The 19,908-nt window shown below is 56.2% G+C and carries 17 protein-coding genes; all 17 read right to left on the bottom strand.

The window, feature by feature from the left end; genetic code table 11:
* Window positions 1–49 precede the first annotated feature (49 nt).
* On the bottom strand, window positions 50–982 hold the full coding sequence (locus DXZ77_RS02475; RefSeq protein ID WP_115029670.1) for an RluA family pseudouridine synthase: 933 nt from the start codon (window positions 980–982) through the stop codon (window positions 50–52).
* Window positions 979–1,554 carry a signal peptidase II gene (gene lspA / locus DXZ77_RS02470; protein ID WP_115029668.1) on the bottom strand — a complete coding sequence of 192 codons (576 nt, stop codon included), beginning with the start codon at window positions 1,552–1,554 and terminating at the stop codon, window positions 979–981. Before lspA ends, DXZ77_RS02475 begins: the two co-directional genes overlap by 4 nt.
* A gap of 113 nt (window positions 1,555–1,667) precedes the next feature.
* The gene (locus DXZ77_RS02465) at window positions 1,668–2,588 is read right to left on the bottom strand and encodes a DivIVA domain-containing protein (RefSeq protein ID WP_028326920.1); all 921 of its coding nucleotides are present in this window, start codon (window positions 2,586–2,588) and stop codon (window positions 1,668–1,670) included.
* 216 nt (window positions 2,589–2,804) lie between these two features.
* A complete protein-coding gene (locus DXZ77_RS02460; protein ID WP_115029666.1) occupies window positions 2,805–3,092 on the bottom strand; it encodes a YggT family protein in 288 nt (95 codons plus the stop codon).
* Between the two features lie 226 nt (window positions 3,093–3,318).
* A complete protein-coding gene (locus tag DXZ77_RS02455) occupies window positions 3,319–3,966 on the bottom strand; it encodes a cell division protein SepF (RefSeq protein ID WP_181815999.1) in 648 nt (215 codons plus the stop codon).
* Window positions 3,967–4,093: 127 nt separating this feature from the next.
* Window positions 4,094–4,864, bottom strand: a complete 771-nt coding sequence (locus DXZ77_RS02450) for a YggS family pyridoxal phosphate-dependent enzyme (RefSeq protein WP_258553085.1) — start codon at window positions 4,862–4,864, stop codon at window positions 4,094–4,096.
* 9 nt (window positions 4,865–4,873) lie between these two features.
* Window positions 4,874–5,620 carry a purine nucleoside phosphorylase YfiH/LACC1 family protein gene (locus tag DXZ77_RS02445; RefSeq protein WP_115029664.1) on the bottom strand — a complete coding sequence of 249 codons (747 nt, stop codon included), beginning with the start codon at window positions 5,618–5,620 and terminating at the stop codon, window positions 4,874–4,876.
* A gap of 97 nt (window positions 5,621–5,717) precedes the next feature.
* A complete protein-coding gene (gene ftsZ, locus DXZ77_RS02440; RefSeq protein WP_115029661.1) occupies window positions 5,718–6,992 on the bottom strand; it encodes a cell division protein FtsZ in 1,275 nt (424 codons plus the stop codon).
* A 365-nt stretch (window positions 6,993–7,357) separates the two neighbouring features.
* Complete coding sequence (locus DXZ77_RS02435) at window positions 7,358–8,140, bottom strand: cell division protein FtsQ/DivIB (protein WP_181815998.1); 783 nt, start codon at window positions 8,138–8,140, stop codon at window positions 7,358–7,360.
* A gap of 9 nt (window positions 8,141–8,149) precedes the next feature.
* Window positions 8,150–9,586, bottom strand: a complete 1,437-nt coding sequence (murC, locus tag DXZ77_RS02430; protein ID WP_115029657.1) for a UDP-N-acetylmuramate--L-alanine ligase — start codon at window positions 9,584–9,586, stop codon at window positions 8,150–8,152.
* Window positions 9,583–10,707, bottom strand: a complete 1,125-nt coding sequence (gene murG / locus DXZ77_RS02425; RefSeq protein ID WP_258553084.1) for an undecaprenyldiphospho-muramoylpentapeptide beta-N-acetylglucosaminyltransferase — start codon at window positions 10,705–10,707, stop codon at window positions 9,583–9,585. Before murG ends, murC begins: the two co-directional genes overlap by 4 nt.
* On the bottom strand, window positions 10,704–11,831 hold the full coding sequence (gene ftsW, locus DXZ77_RS02420) for a putative lipid II flippase FtsW (protein WP_371667025.1): 1,128 nt from the start codon (window positions 11,829–11,831) through the stop codon (window positions 10,704–10,706). The genes murG and ftsW overlap by 4 nt, the downstream gene beginning before the upstream one ends.
* A 125-nt stretch (window positions 11,832–11,956) precedes the next feature.
* Window positions 11,957–13,549: a UDP-N-acetylmuramoyl-L-alanine--D-glutamate ligase gene (gene murD, locus DXZ77_RS02415; protein WP_115032431.1), complete on the bottom strand. Its 1,593-nt coding sequence runs from the start codon at window positions 13,547–13,549 to the stop codon at window positions 11,957–11,959.
* A gap of 14 nt (window positions 13,550–13,563) precedes the next feature.
* The gene (gene mraY, locus DXZ77_RS02410; RefSeq protein ID WP_115029654.1) at window positions 13,564–14,658 is read right to left on the bottom strand and encodes a phospho-N-acetylmuramoyl-pentapeptide-transferase; all 1,095 of its coding nucleotides are present in this window, start codon (window positions 14,656–14,658) and stop codon (window positions 13,564–13,566) included.
* Window positions 14,655–16,085: a UDP-N-acetylmuramoyl-tripeptide--D-alanyl-D-alanine ligase gene (locus DXZ77_RS02405; RefSeq protein ID WP_115029652.1), complete on the bottom strand. Its 1,431-nt coding sequence runs from the start codon at window positions 16,083–16,085 to the stop codon at window positions 14,655–14,657. The genes mraY and DXZ77_RS02405 overlap by 4 nt, the downstream gene beginning before the upstream one ends.
* Window positions 16,082–17,740, bottom strand: a complete 1,659-nt coding sequence (locus DXZ77_RS02400) for a UDP-N-acetylmuramoyl-L-alanyl-D-glutamate--2,6-diaminopimelate ligase (RefSeq protein WP_181816160.1) — start codon at window positions 17,738–17,740, stop codon at window positions 16,082–16,084. Before DXZ77_RS02400 ends, DXZ77_RS02405 begins: the two co-directional genes overlap by 4 nt.
* Before the next feature lie 10 nt (window positions 17,741–17,750).
* Window positions 17,751–19,907, bottom strand: a complete 2,157-nt coding sequence (locus DXZ77_RS02395; protein ID WP_115029648.1) for a peptidoglycan D,D-transpeptidase FtsI family protein — start codon at window positions 19,905–19,907, stop codon at window positions 17,751–17,753.
* Between the last annotated feature and the right edge of the window lies 1 nt (window position 19,908).

Below are 19,908 nucleotides of genomic sequence, written 5' to 3'. Positions count from 1 at the left end.
CAGTCCTCGACAGTTACCCAGGTGGCGTACGTGTGCGGAAGCTAGCAGCTCATCCTGCACGCAAAAGATCTACTGCATCGGCAAGATCCGCGGGATAAGAGCTGGTGAATTCCACGTACCGCCCAGAATCCGGATGGATAAAACCAAGTTTCATTGCATGCAGCCATTGGCGTATCAAACCTAGACGAGCTGCCAGCTTCGGATCAGCTCCATACAAGGGATCCCCCACACACGGACGCCCTGTCGCTGCAAAATGCACACGAATTTGGTGTGTGCGACCAGTCTCTAGATGAACCTCAATGAGAGAAGCCTCACGAAAAGCCTCAAGCACTTCATAATGCGTCACACTCGGCTTACCAGAACGCATGACAGCAAACTTGAAATCATGCCCGGGATGCCTTCCGATCGGAGCATCGATGGTACCGACAATCGGATCAGGCAGCCCCTGCACAACAGCGTGATAAGTCTTGTCAACAGTACGGTCACGGAAAGCCTGCTTGAGTACCGAATAGGCATGTTCACTCTTCGCAACAACCATCAAGCCGCTCGTCCCTACATCAAGACGCGACACAATGCCCTGGCGCTCAGGAGCCCCCGAAGTAGAGATCCGATAACCAGCTGCACGCAACCCACCCACAACAGTCGGACCAGACCACCCCACACTGGGATGCGCAGCCACACCCACTGGCTTATCGACCACTACAATGTCCGAATCGTCGTGCACGATACGCATACCCGGCACAGGCTCAGCCTTAACCTCTAAACCAGAAGGCAACTCTGGCCCCGGCAATGACACTTCCAAAATTGCGCCCGCTGAAACCCTGTCCCCCTTAGAAACCACCACATCATCAACGAGCACATCGCCAGCTTCAATTAATTTGCTGCCCTTGGAACGCGACAAACCAAACAGCCTGGCCAACACAGCATCCACACGCTCGCCGCTAAGACCCTCCGGAACCGGAAACCGTCTCACTTCACTCATTCGCGTTCCTGCCCACTTATCGCCTCACCAAACTTCATATCCCCCTCCTGAGGTGCCGCCACCGAAAACGCCTCCCAACCAGCCACAGCTGCCACAAAAATCATCACCGCAGCCACAGTGATCGCCGAATCAGCAACGTTAAAAACTGGAAACGACCCGACCGAGATGAAGTCAACGACATGCCCATAACCAAACGAAGGTGGCCGCCACAGCCGATCAAAAAGATTTCCAGTCGCACCACCAAAAACAAGCCCTAACGTCACAGCCCACCACATAGACCTCAAACGCCAGGCAGCCACGAACACTGCCAACCCAACCACAGCCTGAAAAACCGTGAACACAGGAGTAATAGATTCGCCCACAGAAAACGCAGCACCCGGATTAAAAACCAAACGAAAACGAACCCAATCCCCAATAACGGCGACTGGCCCTTCCTCCAACGTGCGCAAAGCCACACACTTCGACCACTGATCCAAGACAAACACGACCGCGCCAATGAGCAGCACAAGAACACCTGGCATCAGCCGTGCAGCTCCATAGGCAGCACGCGAATCGATTTTTTTCCAGAGCATCACACCAAGAATGGTGCCCCAACCACCCCACCACAACTAATCATCGACGAAGACGTGCGGACGCCCCACCCGGCACACCAAGGCGGAGCGTCCTCGCTGACTTCCTTCTACAGTCAGGCGTCACCAAGACCAGCAGGTGCCATAGGAGCCTGCGACTCAAGAGCGCCCAGCTGCTTCTCCAGGTACGAACGCAGGCGCGTACGGTACTCAGACTCAAAAGAACGCAAGCCACTGATAGCAGCCTCCAGAGAAGATTTCTCTCCCTCCAGAGCCGCCAAAATTTCCTGACGACGGCGCTGCGCCTCACCAACAAGCTGATCAGCTTCACTACGCGCCTCACCAAGCAAACGCGTATGCGTGGCCTGGGCCTCGCCCGTCAACCGATCATGCTGCTCCTGCGCGGAGGAAACCAAGTCCGCATGTTTCTGCTGACCAGTACGGACCAAGTCGTCATGCCGCTGCTGAGCTTCTCGCAGCAACGTGTCACGCTTAGTGGTGGCATCAGCAAGCATGGAATCCCGCTGAACCCGAACCTCGCTCATCATCTTGTCGCGAGTAACCGTCGCCTCATTCACCAAGCGCTCGTGCTCGGCTTTACCCTGCGCAACGTACTCATCGTGCACTCGCTGAGCCAGGGCAATAACACCGGCAGCATCAGTAGAGCCAGACTCAGCCACAGGACTCGGCGCAGGCGGAGCTGCACTCGCCTGAGCAGCTGCCTCCTCACGAGCCGCGGCGATCCTCTTCTCTGCCTCACGCTCAACCGCAGCAACCTGCTCTTCGGCACGCCGCTTCACCGCAGCGATACGCTCGGCCACCTCGGCCTCGAGCTGTGCAGGGTCAATGCGACCATCGGTGGCGCCGCCACCACCGGTCTCAGCACGCCGCCGCAAGTCCGCGTTCTCAGCGTTGAGTCGACGGAACTCCGCAACGATCTCGTCGAGGAAGTCATCGACCTCCTGCTCGTCGTACCCACGACGGAACTGAGTGGCTGTGAAGTTTTTGTTGAGAATGTCTTCTGGCGTGAGAGCCATCAACCGTCCCCTTTGCATTGGCGGAAGCGTGTGCCCAGATGATCGGCAACCATAGCCGAGCCCCCGAACACTCGACACCACGACAAATCGCTGGACCGCTGGTCAGGCACGAACACGGACCCGACCAGACCCGACGATTCTGCACGACGAGAACTGATCTGACCAGGACGGCCGACCCGAAAACACGGAAACGATCAACGTGTAGACGAGCACATTTCAACTGAGCTGTTGAAAAAAGCCTACCAGCAAGGAAATCATGAGAATGAGTACGAGGAACGACAGATCCAATGCAACAGCCCCCAAACGCAGCGGAGGAATAGCTTTCCGCAAGGCTTTCAGAGGCGGATCCGTCATCGTGTAGACCCCCTCACAAAGCATAAGAATCACACCCTTAGGCCGCCAATCACGCGCCAAGAGCTGAATCCAGTCAATGACCAGCCGGGCAATCAACACGAACATATAGAGGTTCAGCAACCACGCCACAAGAGCAAAAAATCCCTGCATAACCTAAGTATCCCTAGCTCTCCCGAGGGCCAAACCCTCGCTCCACTAACGCCACACCAACTCTTATTGGGCACCCACAACAGCCCAATACCCACAACCACTTCACACCCACGAAAACGCCACGCACACAGGTGAGGTCGGCCCCCACTTCAAAGGACCGACCTCATCAATTCAACGCATACAACACATGCACACAACCGGACCCACATAGAACCGACCGCGGCGCTTAGTGCTGATCAAACACTCCGGCATGTGCACCACCGTCCTCGACTTCAGACGTGGTCGTCACCTCCACATCAGAAGGCGACAAAAGAAACACCTTGTTCGTCACCCGCTCAATCGACCCAGCCAACCCAAACACCAAACCCGCCGCAAAATCCACCAAACGCTTAGCATCCGCGTCATCCAGATCCGACAGATTCATGATCACCGGCGTCCCATCACGGAACGCCTCTCCCACCTTCTTAGCCTCGTTATACGTACGAGGGTGAATGGTGGTAATGCGATGCACGCCCATGACCTCCACATCGTCAACTACCTCTGAAACAGGAACCCGACGCGGAAACTGCGCCACTTCAGCGTGATATTCCTCACTATCATGCACATCCTCCTGGGCAACCGCCGCAGCCGACGACACCGGCGCCGAACGACGGATAGGAGTAGGAGCATCTGCTTGCGAAGCCCCCCACTCATCCCCCTGAGCTTCCCGATCCGACACAGCGGACGCAGCATGATGCCCCCTAGACCGGTGATCGCGACCATCCGCTGCGCCATCTGTGGCACGACGGTATCCGTTGGCGTACTCCTCGTCATAACGGTCGACCTCATCGGTCAGACCCAGGTACACCATTGCCTTGTGCAGGGCACCTGCCATCGCTCGCTCCTCATTGAATTCCACTTCACGTTTAATGGACCGAGTCTCCGGCCAACAACCACCCCCCACTGACTTTCACATCAATCAGCGGCACACCGGGGAGCCCGATGCGTGATTTCGCCTCAAACTACCCGTACGTAGACCGGGACCCCAGGATTGCGCTACCGACACGCACATGCGTGGCCCCCGCTTGGATAGCCTCTTCAAAATCGCCGCTCATCCCCGCGGAAAGCCAAGTGGCACTGGGGTGATTACACAAGAAACGCTCACGCGCACAGAACAGTTCCGCGAATGCGGCGGCGGGTTCAACGTTTCTTGGAGCGACGCTCATCAGGCCTCGTAGTCGCAAATCCTTGTGCTGCATTACAAAGTCAGCCAACCGAGCAAGCTCAGCTGGGGGAACACCACCCCGCCCGGGATCTTCAGAGATCGCCTCAGACGAACGCAGGTCCACCTGCAGCAGCACATCAAGCCTTCGCCCCGCTCGACTCGCAGCACCAGCCAAAGCCGTCACAAGCTTAGGCCGATCCACTGACTGCACGACATCCGCGTAGCGCGCAATCGAAACTGCTTTCTTCGACTGCACCTGACCAACGAAATGCCAACGAGGCAGGGATATCTCACCACACAAACGGGCAACTTCGCCAACTTTGGCCACAGCCTCCTGATCACGACTCTCCCCCACGTCAGTCACACCACACCTAACCAGCGCCGCCACATCAGTCGCAGGAAAAAACTTCGTCACCACAACAAGCTGCACAGAATCAACAGAACGACCAGAACGCACGCACGCAGACTCAATCCGCCCACGCACCATCTCAAGGTTCCTGCGCAACTCACACTCACGCTCCACCAATGTGCCCTCTAACCCCTCACCCATAGCACCCGCCTTACTCACAACAGCCCTTCATACTGCCGGATCAAGCACCACAACCCCAGCAAAACGCCCAGTCACCTTATGCCTCCGAAACGAGTACAAAGAACTATCCTCCAGCGTGCACCCTGAAATCCGATTCACCTCGACCTCAGCCGCCCTCAACTCCATCTCCACCCCGGCAACCACATCAATACCCGCGCTACCCCAACGAGTCCGCGACCGCACCCCCGGACGAACCAACTCAGCCTCCCTCGCCAACTCAACAGGCACCTCATAACACTCACCACAAATCGAGGGACCAATCCAAGCCACAACCCGCTCCGCACCCAATTCACGCATCACTGTCACCGTACGCGTAGCCACACCAGACAACATGCCTCGACGCCCAGCATGCGCAACACCCACCACACCAGCACGCACATCAGCGAAAACAACCGGTACACAGTCCGCCACCAAAACCCCCAATCCCAGCCCCGGACGCGTTGTCACCAACGCATCTACATCTGCGACAGGCCTCTGTCCCCACGGCCCATCTACCACCGCAACATCATTTCCATGCACTTGATTCATGAACACCACCCCACCAGGCCCCGCCCCCATCTCACGTGCCAGGGCTACACGATTAGCCATCACACGCGCCAGGTCATCACCAACATGCCCCCCCACGTTGAACTCACCATATGCCGGCCCCTCCAGACCAGACTCCGGTAAATGCCCTCCCGCATCTGTGAACCCCCACGCAACTCGATGCTCATCATCACCGAGGCGATGATCCATCGGAAGAACTCCACACGCATACAACACAACATCACCCTCGAAATATGCGAAGAAGCGCTCCCTCGAGGGAGCGCTTCTTCGCGGTCAATGAACTACATCACTTAAGGAAATCTGGAACATCCAGATCATCACCCTCATCGAACGTAACCGTTCGTGGAGGACGCACTGCCTCACGATGCGTTTCAGCAGGAGCTTCCTGCTCAGCCTCCGGCTGCGCAGGGGCAGGACGCGGACTGATCGGCTGAGGCTGAACCTGCCCCGGACGTCCAGCAGAAGCCGCGGCCGCCTGCGGCTGACTGGGCACCATAGGTCGTTCCGCCTGCGGAGCCACCTGCTGAGCAGGACGCGGCGCAGAACGCGGAGGAGCCTGCTGCCCCTGCTGTGCAGAAGACCCCTGCGACTGCTGCTCACGGCGGGGCTGGGGAGTCCCCCCATCAAAACCCGCCGCAATAACCGTCACCCGCACCTCGTCACCAAGAGCATCATCAATGACCGCACCGAAGATAATGTTCGCTTCGGGGTGAGCTGCTTCCTGCACCAAACGAGCAGCCTCATTGATCTCAAACAATCCAAGATCACTGCCACCCTGAATAGACAACAGCACACCATGTGCACCATCAATGCTTGCCTCCAGCAACGGACTGGAAATAGCAAGCTCAGCAGCTTGCACTGCACGATCATCACCACGTGCCGACCCAATACCCATAAGAGCACTGCCAGCACCTTGCATAACAGACTTCACATCAGCGAAGTCAAGGTTAATCAGACCAGGCGTGGTGATGAGATCGGTGATGCCCTGCACACCGGAAAGCAACACCTGGTCTGCGCTGCGGAACGCATCAAGCATGGAAACCGCGCGGTCACTAATAGACAGTAAACGGTCATTAGGAATAACGATGAGCGTGTCAACTTCTTCACGAAGAGCACCAATACCCGACTCAGCCTGGTTGGCTCGACGGCGGCCTTCAAACGTGAATGGACGCGTGACCACACCAATGGTCAACGCACCCAAGCCTTTAGCGATTCGCGCGACAACGGGCGCGCCACCGGTACCGGTACCGCCACCCTCACCGGCGGTAACGAAGACCATATCGGCGCCACGAAGCGCCTCTTCGATCTCCTCGGCATGATCCTCAGCCGCTTTCTTACCGACCTCAGGGTCGGCGCCAGCGCCCAAGCCACGAGTAAGTTCACGACCGACATCCAGCTTCAAGTCGGCGTCACTCATGAGCAGCGCCTGCGCGTCAGTGTTGATCGCAATGAACTCGACACCCTTGAGGCCGACCTCGATCATCCGGTTGACCGCATTGACACCGCCCCCGCCGATACCGACGACCTTGATGACGGCCAGGTAGTTCTGTGGAGCTGCCACTGGGGGGCCTTTCGAGACGGAGATGTTAACGATGTGGCGAGTGATTTCACCTTCAGTAAAACCCTCGACTTCAAGTCAATGTTGAGGAGGTATTCCCGATCGCCTGATTCCCATACCGGTCGACTCCCCGGGGCGATCCCTCTTCTGACAACGATGCTGCCACTTCAGGAAGACCTATCCACGACATCAACGGGTTTCAGATGCAATACATCTTGACAGACGGACCGTCTGAGTTCTCGAGCGGTCGCTCTTGACCTCCACACCATCCTACGTGAGTTATACGCCTTGTCTACGCATTCCTAACACGCCGGGATGTCTCGACCTCCAGTTGATCCGTAGGGAACTCGCGGAAGAAACGATCCTTATCACCGCGTCGTTACAGGACTCAACGGAGCCGACAAATCCAAGGTTGAGATCTTTCCCCGCCGCATCAGCGGCTCCAATACAGCAGCCTTGACGCGCCCCTCTGAAGAGTCACCCCACATCACTCGAACCCCAGAGAGTTCAAATGAGCCACGCGCACTATCATCTACCTCGAAGTTCTTCACCCTGGCAACCAAACCAGCAGGCATAGAAGTTCCCACCGCAGCGGCAGTGGCAAGCGACCTAGAGTCACGCGGATTAGCAATTTTGACTGGAAGAACACCAGCGGGAGGCGCAGGCACACTCTCATACCCAACTCCAGCTTTATCAATCAATCGATATGCTCCCGAAGGCAAAGCAGCAGCAGCCACCGGCGTCCGCTCGGAAACCTCCACATGCACTCCATTTGGCCAGGCACGCCGCACCCTCACAGCAGAGAACAAATGCACCTGATCCACTGCATCACGCGCCTCCACAAGGTCAACCTCAACCAGAGGTTGACCCAAAAGAGACTGCGTCCGGTCCCGAATAATCGTCTCCCGATGCGCCGATGCCCCTCCAATAGTCACCTGATCCACACGAAACCAGTCACTTTGCGTCAACAGCCAATAAACACCCCCAGCAACCCCCGCCACAAGCAAAAGCCAGGCCACAAGACGCCACACCCGCAACCGCACACGACGCGCCCGCTGCACAAAACGTTTATGCGGAGTCACCTTCGGCTTCGCCGCCGCCTGCCCGGATCCTCGCGCCCCCGCGTCCTTAGCCCGTGATCGAGAACGCACCACACCACCTCACACAGAACGGTCAGCTAAACACGTCAGCAACGCAGGACCAACCGTGGTCACATCACCAGCACCCACAGTCAAAACCACATCACCTTCCCGCACATGATCCGCCACAACCGACGCCGCATCAGACAAACACGCCACGAAGTGCACTCCTCGCCGCCCTGGCAAAGCAGAAAGATGCTCTGTAATTAAACACCCACTCACCCCCGGCATCGGCTCTTCCCGAGCCCCATAAACATCCAAAACAAACACTTCATCAGCAGGGGCCAGCCCCTGAGCAAACTGCTCAGCAAAATCTCTAGTACGCGAATACAAATGCGGCTGAAAAAGCACAACCAGCCGCCCAGAACCCACCAATTCGCGCGCTGTCTGCACCAAAGCTCGAACTTTGCCGGGGTTATGCGCATAGTCATCAATAACTGTGACATCCCCCGACGAACCCTTAATTTCAAAGCGCCGCCGCACACCTCCATAACCGGCCAATCCGGCCACCCCGGCCTCAGGCGACACTCCAAGCCCTACTGTGGCGGCCGTCAATGCGGCCACCGCATCTAACACGTTGTGCAAACCCGGCAACGGCAGTTCAAGCGCAAACGCTCCCCCATCAGGCATACGCACACGCGCCCGACTCATCATGCCCACAAACTCGACTGCTTCAACACGGACGTCAGCATCGGCAGACTGCCCGTACGTGACCACCCGAATACCGGCCAGACCGGCTCGCTCGGCCAGGCGCAAAGCGCCTTCATCATCAGCACACGTAACCAGCAGTCCCCCCGGACGCATCGACATCACGAATTCCAGATATGCATCCTGAACCGCCTCAAACGTGCCGTAAAAATCCAGATGGTCCGGCTGCACATTCGTCACCACCGCCACGTCAGGCCGATAAGCGAGGAACGACCCATCCGACTCATCAGCCTCCACAACAAAAACATCACCAGCGCCCAGCTCTGCATTTGACCCCGTCGCCACCAAATCACCGCCAACGGCGAAAGAGGGGTCCACACCTGCATCACGCAACAACGTTGCAGTCATCGCTGTAGTCGTGGTTTTCCCATTCGCACCTGCAATCGCAACGCGGCGAACGTCCTTCGTCACACTCGCCAACGCCATCGAGCGATGCAAGACACGCAAACCACGCTCACGAGCCGCCACCAGCTCCACGTTGTCGTCACGAATAGCAGAGGAAACCACTACCGTTTCAACACCTTCCAGGTGAGCAACATCATGCCCGACATGTACGTCAACACCTGCCTGACGCAAACCATCGAGAATCGCAGAATCTTTGGCATCAGATCCGCTCACCGACAAACCCGCTGCACACAGCAGGCGCGCCACCGCAGACATCCCCGCGCCACCCACAGCCAGCACATGGGTACGCCCCAACTCAGCAACCGGCAAAACTTCACCCGTGACATCAAAACGCGTCGGCCTCATCGAACAGCACCCTTCGCTCCAGCAGCAATAATCATGTCCACCAGCTGATCATCAGCCGTGCGGACCCCTACACGCGCCGATGCATCAGCCATCAAAGAGAGCCGCTCACGGTCACGCATCAAAGGAATAACTGTCCCGGTAACCCATTCACGACAGACTTGAGCATCATCAACCAGCAAAGCCCCACCAACGGCAACCACGTCATCAGCGTTGATTCTTTGCTCCCCATTTCCAATCGGCAAAGGAACGAAAATGGCAGGCAACCCCACCGCCGTCAACTCACAAACCGTATTCGCACCTGAACGGCAAACAACCAGATCCGCTGCCGCATAAGCTAGCTCGATACGATCTGCATACTCAAGAACTCGATAAGCCGGCCCATCCACCCGCAGATCAGGCTCAAACCCCTTACCGCCACCAGCCAAATGCAACACCTGTACTCCCGCCTCCTGCAGATCCCGCACAGAAGCAGAGAAAGCATCATTCAACCGCTTGGCTCCTAATGACCCACCCGTCACCAAAAGCACCGGCGCATCCCCGCGCAAGCCAAAATGAGCCAAAGCCTCATCCCGCAACGCAGCACGATCCAACCGTGTAATTTCTGCCCGCATTGGCATCCCGATATACCGAGCATTTGGAAGACTCGTTGAGCTGAACGTAGTCGCCACGAACTCCGTCATCCGCGAACCAGCTTTATTCGCTAGCCCTGGCCGCGCATTACCTTCGTGAACAACAATCGGCACGCCCCGGCGTTTAGCCGCCAAGTATGCAGGGGTAGACACGTAGCCACCGAATCCCACCACAACCTCAGCTTCCGTATCAAGGATTGCCCGATCGGCGGCACGAATTTCTTCCACTAGCTTCCCTGGAAATTTCAAAGCCGCGCGATTAGGACGCCGTGGAAAAGCAACCTTGGGAACAAAAGCCAAATCATAGCCACGCGCAGGAACTAAACGCGCCTCCAACCCTTCACGCGTACCCAAAGCCGTAATTCGCACGTGTGGGTCACGTCGCCGCAACGCATCCGCCGTCGCCAACAAAGGCGACACATGTCCCGCCGAGCCACCCCCAGCTAATAGAACCGAAGCTGGCATCTTTACTGACTCACTACCCATATTCATCGACGAGGACCTCCATGTCTGCGCGGAACAGCCGCAAGAGTACGAATAAGCACGCGAGGACGTGCCTGCAATGCCCGACGAGCGGCTGGCTCATTCCTTGCAAAAGAAATAAGAATCCCCAACGCGCCCAAAGTAGCGACCAAGGCAGAACCGCCATAACTCACTAAAGGAAGAGGGACACCAATAATCGGCAATAACCCGATTACTGAACCAATATTGATGACAGCTTGCACCAAAATCCAGCTCATAACACCAGCCGTCACCAATCGAACAAACATGTCATCACTGTGACGAATCAAGCGATAGCACCCCAACGCCAAAGCACCAAAGAGGAGAAGAATCATTAATGTGCCAGCAATTCCTAGCTCTTCTCCTACAATCGCGAAAATAAAATCATTATGCGGCTCTGGGAGCCATAGCCATTTCTCCCGAGACCCACCCAACCCAAGACCTGACAACCCTCCGTCAGCCAGCGCAAACTGCCCGTGCCTCGACTGCCAGCACTGCAAAACGTTCGTGCAACTCAGCCAAGCATTAATACGTTCAGTTCGGTTACTCGACCCAACCACCAAAGCCAGAACTCCGACAGCACCAACTCCTGCCGAAATCGCAAAAAACTTCCACGAAATACCGAGAACCCACAGAATTCCAGCCAGCACGGCAAGTAAAACTAGCGCTGTACCCAAATCACGACCAAGCAACACTAAACCAACCACAACAAAAGCGGCCGGCATAAAGACTGGAATAACCACATGGCGCCAGTCGCCCAGCAGTTTTTTCTTTTTCGCTAAAACTGCAGCAGAAAACAAGATGAGAGCAACTTTGCCAATTTCAGACGGCTGTAACTGAACTCCAGCAATACTAACCCAGTTCCGGTTCCCGTTTACCGTATGGCCCAGTGGCGTAAAGACCAGCATCTGCAAACAAACAGAAACAAAAAGAAGGGGCAATCCAATACGTTTCCAAAAGCGCACAGGCAATCGTGCTGTCACACATGCTGCCCCTACTCCCACCACAGCGAAAACACCTTGGCGGAAAAAAAGATTAAAGGGAGATTTATTGTTATTCAGCTGCGTGACAGAACTTGCCGACAAAACCATCACCAAACCGATGATGAGAAGCATGCCAGTCGCCGTGAGCAACAAGTAATACGTCGACAGCGGAGATTCCAGTCGATCCCACAATGACGGCCTCTCACGCTCTCGCTCACCGATGACTCGTTCTCGGTCACGCAGCTGTTTACTCATGGCTACTCAGACTCCCCGGCACACGTGTCACCAGCGAAACGTCTAACAGCCTCAGCAAAAGCATCCCCGCGAGCACCGTAATTAAGGAACATATCCATTGATGCCGCCGCAGGGGCCAACAAGACAACATCCCCTTGCTGCGCTAAAGCCGAGGCTTCACGAACAATGCGTTCCATAATCAGCTCCGAACTTTCCGGAGCCGCCTCGTCACCCACATCAATCACGGGAACGCAGGGCGCATAGCGTTCCAATGCGTCCGCCAGAATCGCTCGGTCACGCCCCAGCAAAACCACACCTCGCAACCGATCAGCTCTGGTCCGCACCAGCTCATCGACGTCAGCGCCTTTAAGCAATCCACCTGCAACCCACACCACACTCGCAAAAGACCCCAAAGACGCAGCAGCCGCATGCGGATTTGTTGCCTTACTGTCATCAATGAACGTAACTCCATCAACGACTGCAACCTCCGCGATGCGATGTTTCTCTACTTCATACTTGCGCAGACCAGCCTGCACAACTGAAGCAGGAACACCAATCGCCCGAGTTAAAGCTGCTGCAGCCAATGCGTTAGCAACAAAATGTGGCGCTGGCGGCAGCGATCCCCGCGACAGATCAGTCAAAGTTCCGATTTCAGCTGCCGAATTAGCTCGGTCCTCGACAAAAGCTCGATCAGCCAACACATCCTCGACTACGCCCAACATCGATAGCCCAGGCATACCTAGGGTGAACCCCACTGCTCGGCACCCCTCGATAACATCCGCATCTCGAACGAGCTGCTCTGTGACAGGGTCCGCCCCGTTGTAAATGCACGCGATCTGCGTGTTTTCGTAAATTCTTCCCTTATCTGCCGCGTAGGCCTCCATCGACCCGTGCCAATCGACATGATCAGGCGCAACGTTCAAACAAACCGATGCAGCAGGAGAAATCGAACGCTGCCAATGCAGTTGAAAACTCGACAGCTCCACCGCTATCACTTGATACGGATCTGGATGCAAAACCGCTTCAAGAAGAGGCGTTCCCACGTTCCCTGCCGCGACCGATCTCAATCCCGCGGCAGAGAGAATAGAAGCAACCATTGTGACAGCCGTGGTTTTTCCATTAGTTCCAGTGACGCATAACCATGGCGCAGGGTTCTCCGCTGGCCGCATACGCCAAGCCAGCTCCACTTCTCCCCAAATCGGCACGCCTGCCTGGGCAGCACGAACAAGGAGGGAATTATCCGGCCTCCACCCGGGCGAGGTGACAACCAAATCAATCTCAGAGACTGTTTCCGGTGCCCCAATCGCAGCCTGGCCTTCCTGACCCAATAAGGTTACAGCACCCAAGATCTGCAAAATTTTGGCTTTCTCAGCCAAAACACTCTCCGCAGGAGCCTGGGCACCATCCACCACCGTTACGCGCGCTCCTCGCTCCAGTAGCGCATCTGCAGCAGCAAATCCACTGACCCCTAGCCCCGCAACGAGTACTCGCAGCCCAGCCCAATTCGCATCGCGGTGAGTAAGGCCAGGACGAGGATCCAGTCCCACCACCGAAGTAGTGACAAATCCGCCGCTTTCACACGCTTGGACTGTTTTCTCGATCGATGAACCGCTCATACCTTCTGTCACGCTCACACCGTCCCTCCGGTCATCCATTCTGCGTAGAAAGCAGCCACACCCAAACCGCAGAACAAGCAAGCAATAATCCAGAACCGAATGACGATAGTTACCTCAGCCCAACCCAAAAGCTCAAAATGGTGTTGCAAAGGCGCCATGCGGAAAACACGCTTCTTACGAAGCTTAAAAGAAGCAACTTGGATAATCACTGACATAGTGATGATCACAAACAGACCACAAAGAATGACCGACAACAACTGTGTGCGTGAGGTAATAGCAAGCCCCACAACAGCACCACCAAGAGCCAGAGATCCCGTGTCACCCATAAAGATCCGAGCTGGAGAAGCATTCCACCACAAGAAACCAACACAGGCACCAAGAAGCGCAGCAGCGACAATCGCTAGATCAAGCGGATCAGGGGTGGGGTAGCACTTAGGCGATGGTGCAGGCATCCAACAGTTCTGATTGAACTGCCACAGCCCAATGAGCAGGTAAGAAGCGGCTACTGCTGCTGTAGCCCCTGTAGCTAACCCATCGAGACCATCGGTGAGGTTCACCGCATTCGTAGTTCCCGCAACCATCAAGTTCACCCATATGAGGTAAAGCACGATGCCGATCGCGGCACCGACACCCAGCTCACGAAAGTCGAATTCGGTATCACGAACAAAAGATATGGCCGTCGATCCGGGAGTTATACCATTTGCATTCGGAAACATGATAACGACTGCACCGAAAACAGAGGCAACCAAAGTTTGACCTACGAGTTTTTGCCATGCCCGTAAACCAAGACTTCGCGCCTTACTGATTTTAATGTAATCGTCAAGAAAACCAACTGTCCCCATACCAACGACGAGAAACAAAACTGCTAATCCGCTGGAAGAAACCGGATGCATCGTGACAATATGGGCAATTAAATATCCAAAAACAGTGGCCACAATAATGACTACACCGCCCATCGTGGGCGTTCCGCGCTTGGTGTGGTGACTTGTAGGGCCATCATCTCGAATAAACTGGCCGTAATGCTTTTTCACTAAGAATTTGATGAACCATGGGGTGGCGAACAACGCAACCAGGAGCGCTGTCCCGGCTGCAACAATGATGAGTCTCACGCGTTTCCTCCCCCTCGCACCAAATCCTCACCAAGGCGCCACAAACCTGCACCATGGGACGACTTGACGAGAACTAAATCTCCGTTTTGGAGCATGCTCTCGAGCTTCTCAAGTGCCGCTTCCACAGTAGCGACGTGCTGAATATGCAAATTCGGCGAACCAGGCAGAATCTCGCTATTGGCACCATCAACATAAGCCTCGACGCCAGGGCGTTCACCCACCGCCACGATTTCATCAATACCCAAACTAGCCGCCAATTGACCGACCGCTCGATGCTCAGCTTCTTCTTCATCACCAAGCTCGAACATTGCACCCAAAACGGCATATGTGCGACGGCGTGTTTCGCCCTGTCCCGCCATTACCGAAAGGGTTCGGATGGCCGAAGACATGGATTCAGGGTTGGCGTTGTAAGCATCATTGATCACGGTGACCCCATCGGGCCGATCATGACGCTCCATGCGATACCGGCTTGCTGGACGAGCTGTTTCCAACGCTGTCTTCAGTTCGCTTAAGTCCATCCCGGCCCACGTAGCAACGGCAGCAGCGGCGAGAGCATTCCAAACTTGATGGTCCCCCATGAGGCCTAAGTCAACGTGGATGGACTCCTCATCGATAGTCAGTGTGAAGGATGGGCACCCATCCTCACCGACGACGATGTGTGACGCACGGATATCGCTGCCTTCACTCGTGCCAAAATGAATAGTGCTGGCTTGGTCAGCTACTGACATCGCACTGACGAGCTCGTCATCGGCGTTCAGAACGGCAAGCCCGCCCTTAGGCAAAGACATAGGCAGTTCAGATTTTGCGCGTGCAATGGCTTCACGAGATCCAAATTCACCAATGTGCGCGCTTCCCACATTAAGGACCACGCCCACGCTTGGGTGCGTCATGGTAGTGAGGTAGTTGACATGGCCAATACCGCGAGCTCCCATTTCAAGCACAAGGTATCGGGTTTGCGGCGTAATCCGACACACAGTCAGCGGGACACCGACTTCAGAATTTAAAGAACCGACGTTGGCAACTGTGTTTGCCTGGAAGCTCAGAACATGCGCAATGAGATCTTTCGTTGTGGTTTTTCCGCTTGAGCCAGTGACGCCGATTACGGTGAGTTCACCTGTTGCCTCTTGTGTTTCGATGAGAAAAGAGGCCAGCGCTGCAAATGCATCCTGGACGTCGTCAACCTGAACGTAGGGAAGATCCTCGATAGGCGTGGTGACTAGAGCAGCCACAGCACCATTGTCTGCAGCAGAAGCTGCATAGGCATGTCCATCTGCATGCTCACCAATTCGAGCAATGTAAAGCGACCCTTCCTCAGCAGCGCGCGAATCGGTGACTACCGCCCCCTTCACGAGGATGTCAGCTGCTTCAGGAGAGCTCAGACGTCCTGAAGTGATGCAAGCGATCTTGCCTAAAGTAAGTGGAATCATCGATCCTCCTGATCCGATCCCAGATGTGAGGCCCACGCTGCCGCAATGGCTTCGCGGTCATCGAAAGGAATGGTTTCCGTCCCGATTGTTTGGGTGCTTTCGTGGCCCTTGCCAAGCACTGCAAGGATTCCTTGAGGTTCGAGGTGCCTGATTGCAGCTGCGATTCCTTCTGCACGACCTGCTTGTTCCAGCACAGTGGTGTGCGAAGCATTATGAGTGCCCGCGGTGACGGCAGATCGGATAAGAGCTGGGTCTTCGCAACGTGGATTGTCATCGGTGACGACAACAACATCAGCCAGGGCTGCAGCAGCGGCTCCCATAAGCGGGCGTTTCCCCGCATCGCGGTCGCCACCTGCCCCAATGACTGCAACGAGGTTACCTCCCCGCTGGTCGGCTCGAGCGCGCAGGGCAGTAAGAGTGGCAGTAATGGCGTCGGGCGTATGCGCGAAGTCAACATAAGCCTCTGGGGCGAGCGCATTCTCTGTACTGCTCAATGTCGATGTGCGAAGAGGAACATTCTCCATACGTCCAGGAACACGAGGTCGGGCCCCCATGGCTCGTTCGATCTCGTTGACGGGAAGCCCTGAAGCGAGCAAGACAAGTGCAGCAAGTGCTGTGTTGACGCGGTTGTGCTCACCAGGCAGCGCACTGTTGAGCCGAAGTCTTCCTGGACCGGCGTGAGTACCTTCACGAACAAGTTCGAATGCGGTATCTGCTTTGTCTCCAGTAGTGACTAGGCGCCAGTCCGGGGTTGGCGTGTCTTCAGCAGCTGGTGATGTTTGGTCAGTTGTCGCGCGGGTGCTGTCGCTGAAAGACGGGGTGGCAAGTGTGATGGTGGGAATGGTCGATTGCTGGGCGAGGCGACGTCCCCAAGCGTCATCGATGCAGATGACTCCCGTCGCAGCGTGCTCAGGGGTAAAGAGGCTGGCTTTGGCTTGGAAGTAGTCCTCCATGGACTCGTGGAAGTCGAGGTGATCTTGAGAGAGGTTTGTGAAAACTGCGGTGTCGAAGCGGATAGCGTCAGCGCGGTGCAGTGACAGGGCGTGGCTGCTTACTTCCATCACGCAGTGACTGACTTCGTGCTCTCGCATGAGTGTCAAAACACCCTGGAGTTTGGGGGATTCAGGCGTGGTGTGTGAGCTGCGCAGGACGCTACCTGCAATACGGGTTTCGATGGTGCCGATGAGTCCGGTGGTGCGACCGAGCGCCCTCCATGCAGATTCGACAAGGTAGGCAGTAGTGGTTTTGCCGTTAGTTCCGGTAATACCGACCATGCCTAGGTGAGCGGTGGGGTTGTTATAAATAGCTGCTGATACTGCACCTAGAACGGCTCGTGGATCCGGAACCACAATGAGCGTGGTGTTGCAGTTAGCACTTAGTTCGGCACCGTGGGGGTCGGTAAGGATTGCTTGAGCACCCGATGCCACTGCTGCCTGTGCGAACTGGGCCCCATGCACATTGGCTCCAGGAAGCGCAGCGTAGAGGTCACCGGGTTGCACTTCGCGGCTATCAAGGGTGGCTCCGGTAAGGAGTTTATCGGTTTCGGTTATTGCACCGCGTAATTTGACGTCGACGCCGGTACCCCGGATGAGATCGACGATCTGCGCGATCGATGTGCCTGATACGTGTTCTGGCCGGTTCACTGTGATCACCACGTGCAGGACACTACCTGCGTCTGGCCGTGGAGGTGTTGTCCGTAGGTGACACGGCAGGTGGCTGGAGTCCAGTTTTTGTTTCTGGGGTGTCGGGCGGCACTGCTTGAGGTTTGTTATCGCCGGCGGGTGCGCTTTGTGGAGTAGGAGTCGCCTGGGAGGGATTGAAGGTAAGCGGGAATTCAGCGATTTTGGCGCCGCTGGGAGCGATTCCGTATTTCTGGAGGGCATGTGACATGACTGAGGAGAAAACTGGGCCTGAGGTGGAACCGCCGTAGATGTCTTTTTTCGGGTTGACGAGAAAAACACCCATGACGAATTGCGGATCGTCGGCGGGTGCGTATCCGACAAATGAGGAGACGTATCCTCCTTTACCTGTGTAGCGGTTAGAGGTTCCAGTTTTTCCTGCGATGTTGAAGCCTGGGACAGCCGCTTGTAGCGCGGTTCCTTCGTTAGAAACGACGGATTGGAGCATGGAACCAAGCTGGCTGGCGGTCTCTTTAGAAACCGCTTGAGTCTGTTGTGGCAGTGGTTGGGGGTGGTATTGACCTTCGACGTCAGTGCGGCCAGCAATGAGGGAGGGAGGAATATGGATTCCCTTGTTAGCGATGGTTTGCATGATTCCGGTGACTTGCACTGGGGTAGCGGTGAAGGCTTGACCGAAGGAAATGGTGTAGCGGCTTCGACCGTCCCACGTGCTGGGGTCCCCGAGGTAGCCGGCAGATTCGCCGGGGAATCCGACAGCAGTGCGTTCACCTAGTCCGAAACGTTGCATATACTCGGCGAGTTTTTCGCGGGGATAGAGCTGAGCAAGTTTGACGGTGCCGATGTTGCTGGATTTAGCGAGAACACCTGCTGTGGTGAGGTGTTCGGTGGGGTGGTCGTGTGAGTCACGGAATTCTTGGCCGTCGACGGTGTAACGGTTGGGGATTTCCCACTGGGTGGTGGGAGTAGTGAGTCCAAGGTCGAGAGCTGCTCCGGCAGTGATGATTTTGGTGACTGACCCAGGTTCGAAGGCGCCTTGGAAAGCCATGTTGGAGAAGTCTGAGTTGTTGCGACCGCGGTCTGCTGGGTCGAAGGAGGGCGCTTGGGTGACGGCGAGTAGTCGTCCTTGTTTATCCATGATGACGATGACTCCGGCTTCGGCTCCGAGGTCTTGTACTTGTTTGGCGATGGCGTCGTGGGCAAACCAGTTGAGGTCGTTATCAATAGTGGTGCGAATGACTTCGCCGGGTACGGCCGGGGTGATTTTTGAGTTGCCCATGGGGATGACGCGGTTATCGAGAGAGTATTCGCGAACGATTTTTCCTGGACGGCCGGTGAGGGCTTGGTTGTAGAGGTACTCGAGTCCGCCACCGGTGTTTCCTTTGGCAGTGCCATCAGATCCGACCCATCCGACGGTGGCGGCTGCGGGCTCTCCACCGGGGTAATAGCGGATGGGAACAAGTTCGTTAGTGATGCCGGGGATTTTGAGGCCTTGGACTTTGAGCCAGGTAGTGGGAACCACGGATCGGGCGATGGGTACCCATGGTTTTCGTCCGGTCATGCTGGTGGCGAGTTGTTTTTCGTCAATGCCAAGGATGGGGGCTAGGTCCGCTGCGGCACCGGCAGCACCAACTTTGGTGCTTTTTTTCGTATTGGGATCTTTTTTGGTGTATTCGGCTACGGCAACTTGGTCAACGACGATGTCGAAGCGTTCGCTGGATTCAGCTAGGGGTGCTCCGTAGCGGTCTTGGATGGTGCCGCGTTTGGCGGGGATTGGGGTGGGTCGAGAACGGAGCCTTTGGGCTTGTTGAGCGATGGTTTCAGCGTCGATGGCTTGGAGCCGCACTAGTTGGGCAGCGAAAACAGTGAAGATGAAGAGCAGAGCGATGAACATGGCTCTGCTGCGGCGTCTGGGGTCACCAGCTGTGCGTTTTTTAGTGGCTTTTGTTGTTTCGCCTGGTCCTTGTGGAGGACGTGCTGGATTGGTGTTTTGGGGTGTATCCGGGCCCGCTGGTGAGGGCGCGGTGGGTTTAGTGGGGCTCGGGGGTGCGCTGGGTTTCTTTGTTTGGTTTTTTCGGTTCTGATTGGGATTTGCTGGGCGATGCGGGTGCTTGCGTTTGCCCTGGGGCGTGGTGGGGCGAGGGGTGCGGCGTGGCGGCTTTTTGTTGCTGGGTCCGTTGCTCACG

It is taken from the genome of Dermatophilus congolensis (genome assembly GCF_900447215.1).
GTDB classification, from domain to species: domain Bacteria; phylum Actinomycetota; class Actinomycetes; order Actinomycetales; family Dermatophilaceae; genus Dermatophilus; species Dermatophilus congolensis_A.
The sequence above is the reverse complement of the archived record's forward strand: the minus strand, read 5'-3'. Positions and strand labels throughout refer to the sequence as shown.

Coding starts and splice junctions, on each gene's coding strand:
- lspA (WP_115029668.1), bottom strand. CDS start 1,554: ATGCTCTGGAAAAAAATCGATTCGCGTGCTGCCTATGGAGCTGCACGG.
- ftsW (WP_371667025.1), bottom strand. CDS start 11,831: ATGCTTCTCATCATCGGTTTGGTGATGGTTTTGTCGGCAAGTTCTGTC.
- DXZ77_RS02465 (WP_028326920.1), bottom strand. CDS start 2,588: ATGGCTCTCACGCCAGAAGACATTCTCAACAAAAACTTCACAGCCACT.
- murC (WP_115029657.1), bottom strand. CDS start 9,586: ATGAGGCCGACGCGTTTTGATGTCACGGGTGAAGTTTTGCCGGTTGCT.
- murG (WP_258553084.1), bottom strand. CDS start 10,707: ATGAATATGGGTAGTGAGTCAGTAAAGATGCCAGCTTCGGTTCTATTA.
- DXZ77_RS02475 (WP_115029670.1), bottom strand. CDS start 982: ATGAGTGAAGTGAGACGGTTTCCGGTTCCGGAGGGTCTTAGCGGCGAG.
- DXZ77_RS02445 (WP_115029664.1), bottom strand. CDS start 5,620: ATGGATCATCGCCTCGGTGATGATGAGCATCGAGTTGCGTGGGGGTTC.
- DXZ77_RS02405 (WP_115029652.1), bottom strand. CDS start 16,085: ATGATTCCACTTACTTTAGGCAAGATCGCTTGCATCACTTCAGGACGT.
- murD (WP_115032431.1), bottom strand. CDS start 13,549: ATGAGCGGTTCATCGATCGAGAAAACAGTCCAAGCGTGTGAAAGCGGC.
- DXZ77_RS02460 (WP_115029666.1), bottom strand. CDS start 3,092: ATGCAGGGATTTTTTGCTCTTGTGGCGTGGTTGCTGAACCTCTATATG.
- DXZ77_RS02455 (WP_181815999.1), bottom strand. CDS start 3,966: ATGGCAGGTGCCCTGCACAAGGCAATGGTGTACCTGGGTCTGACCGAT.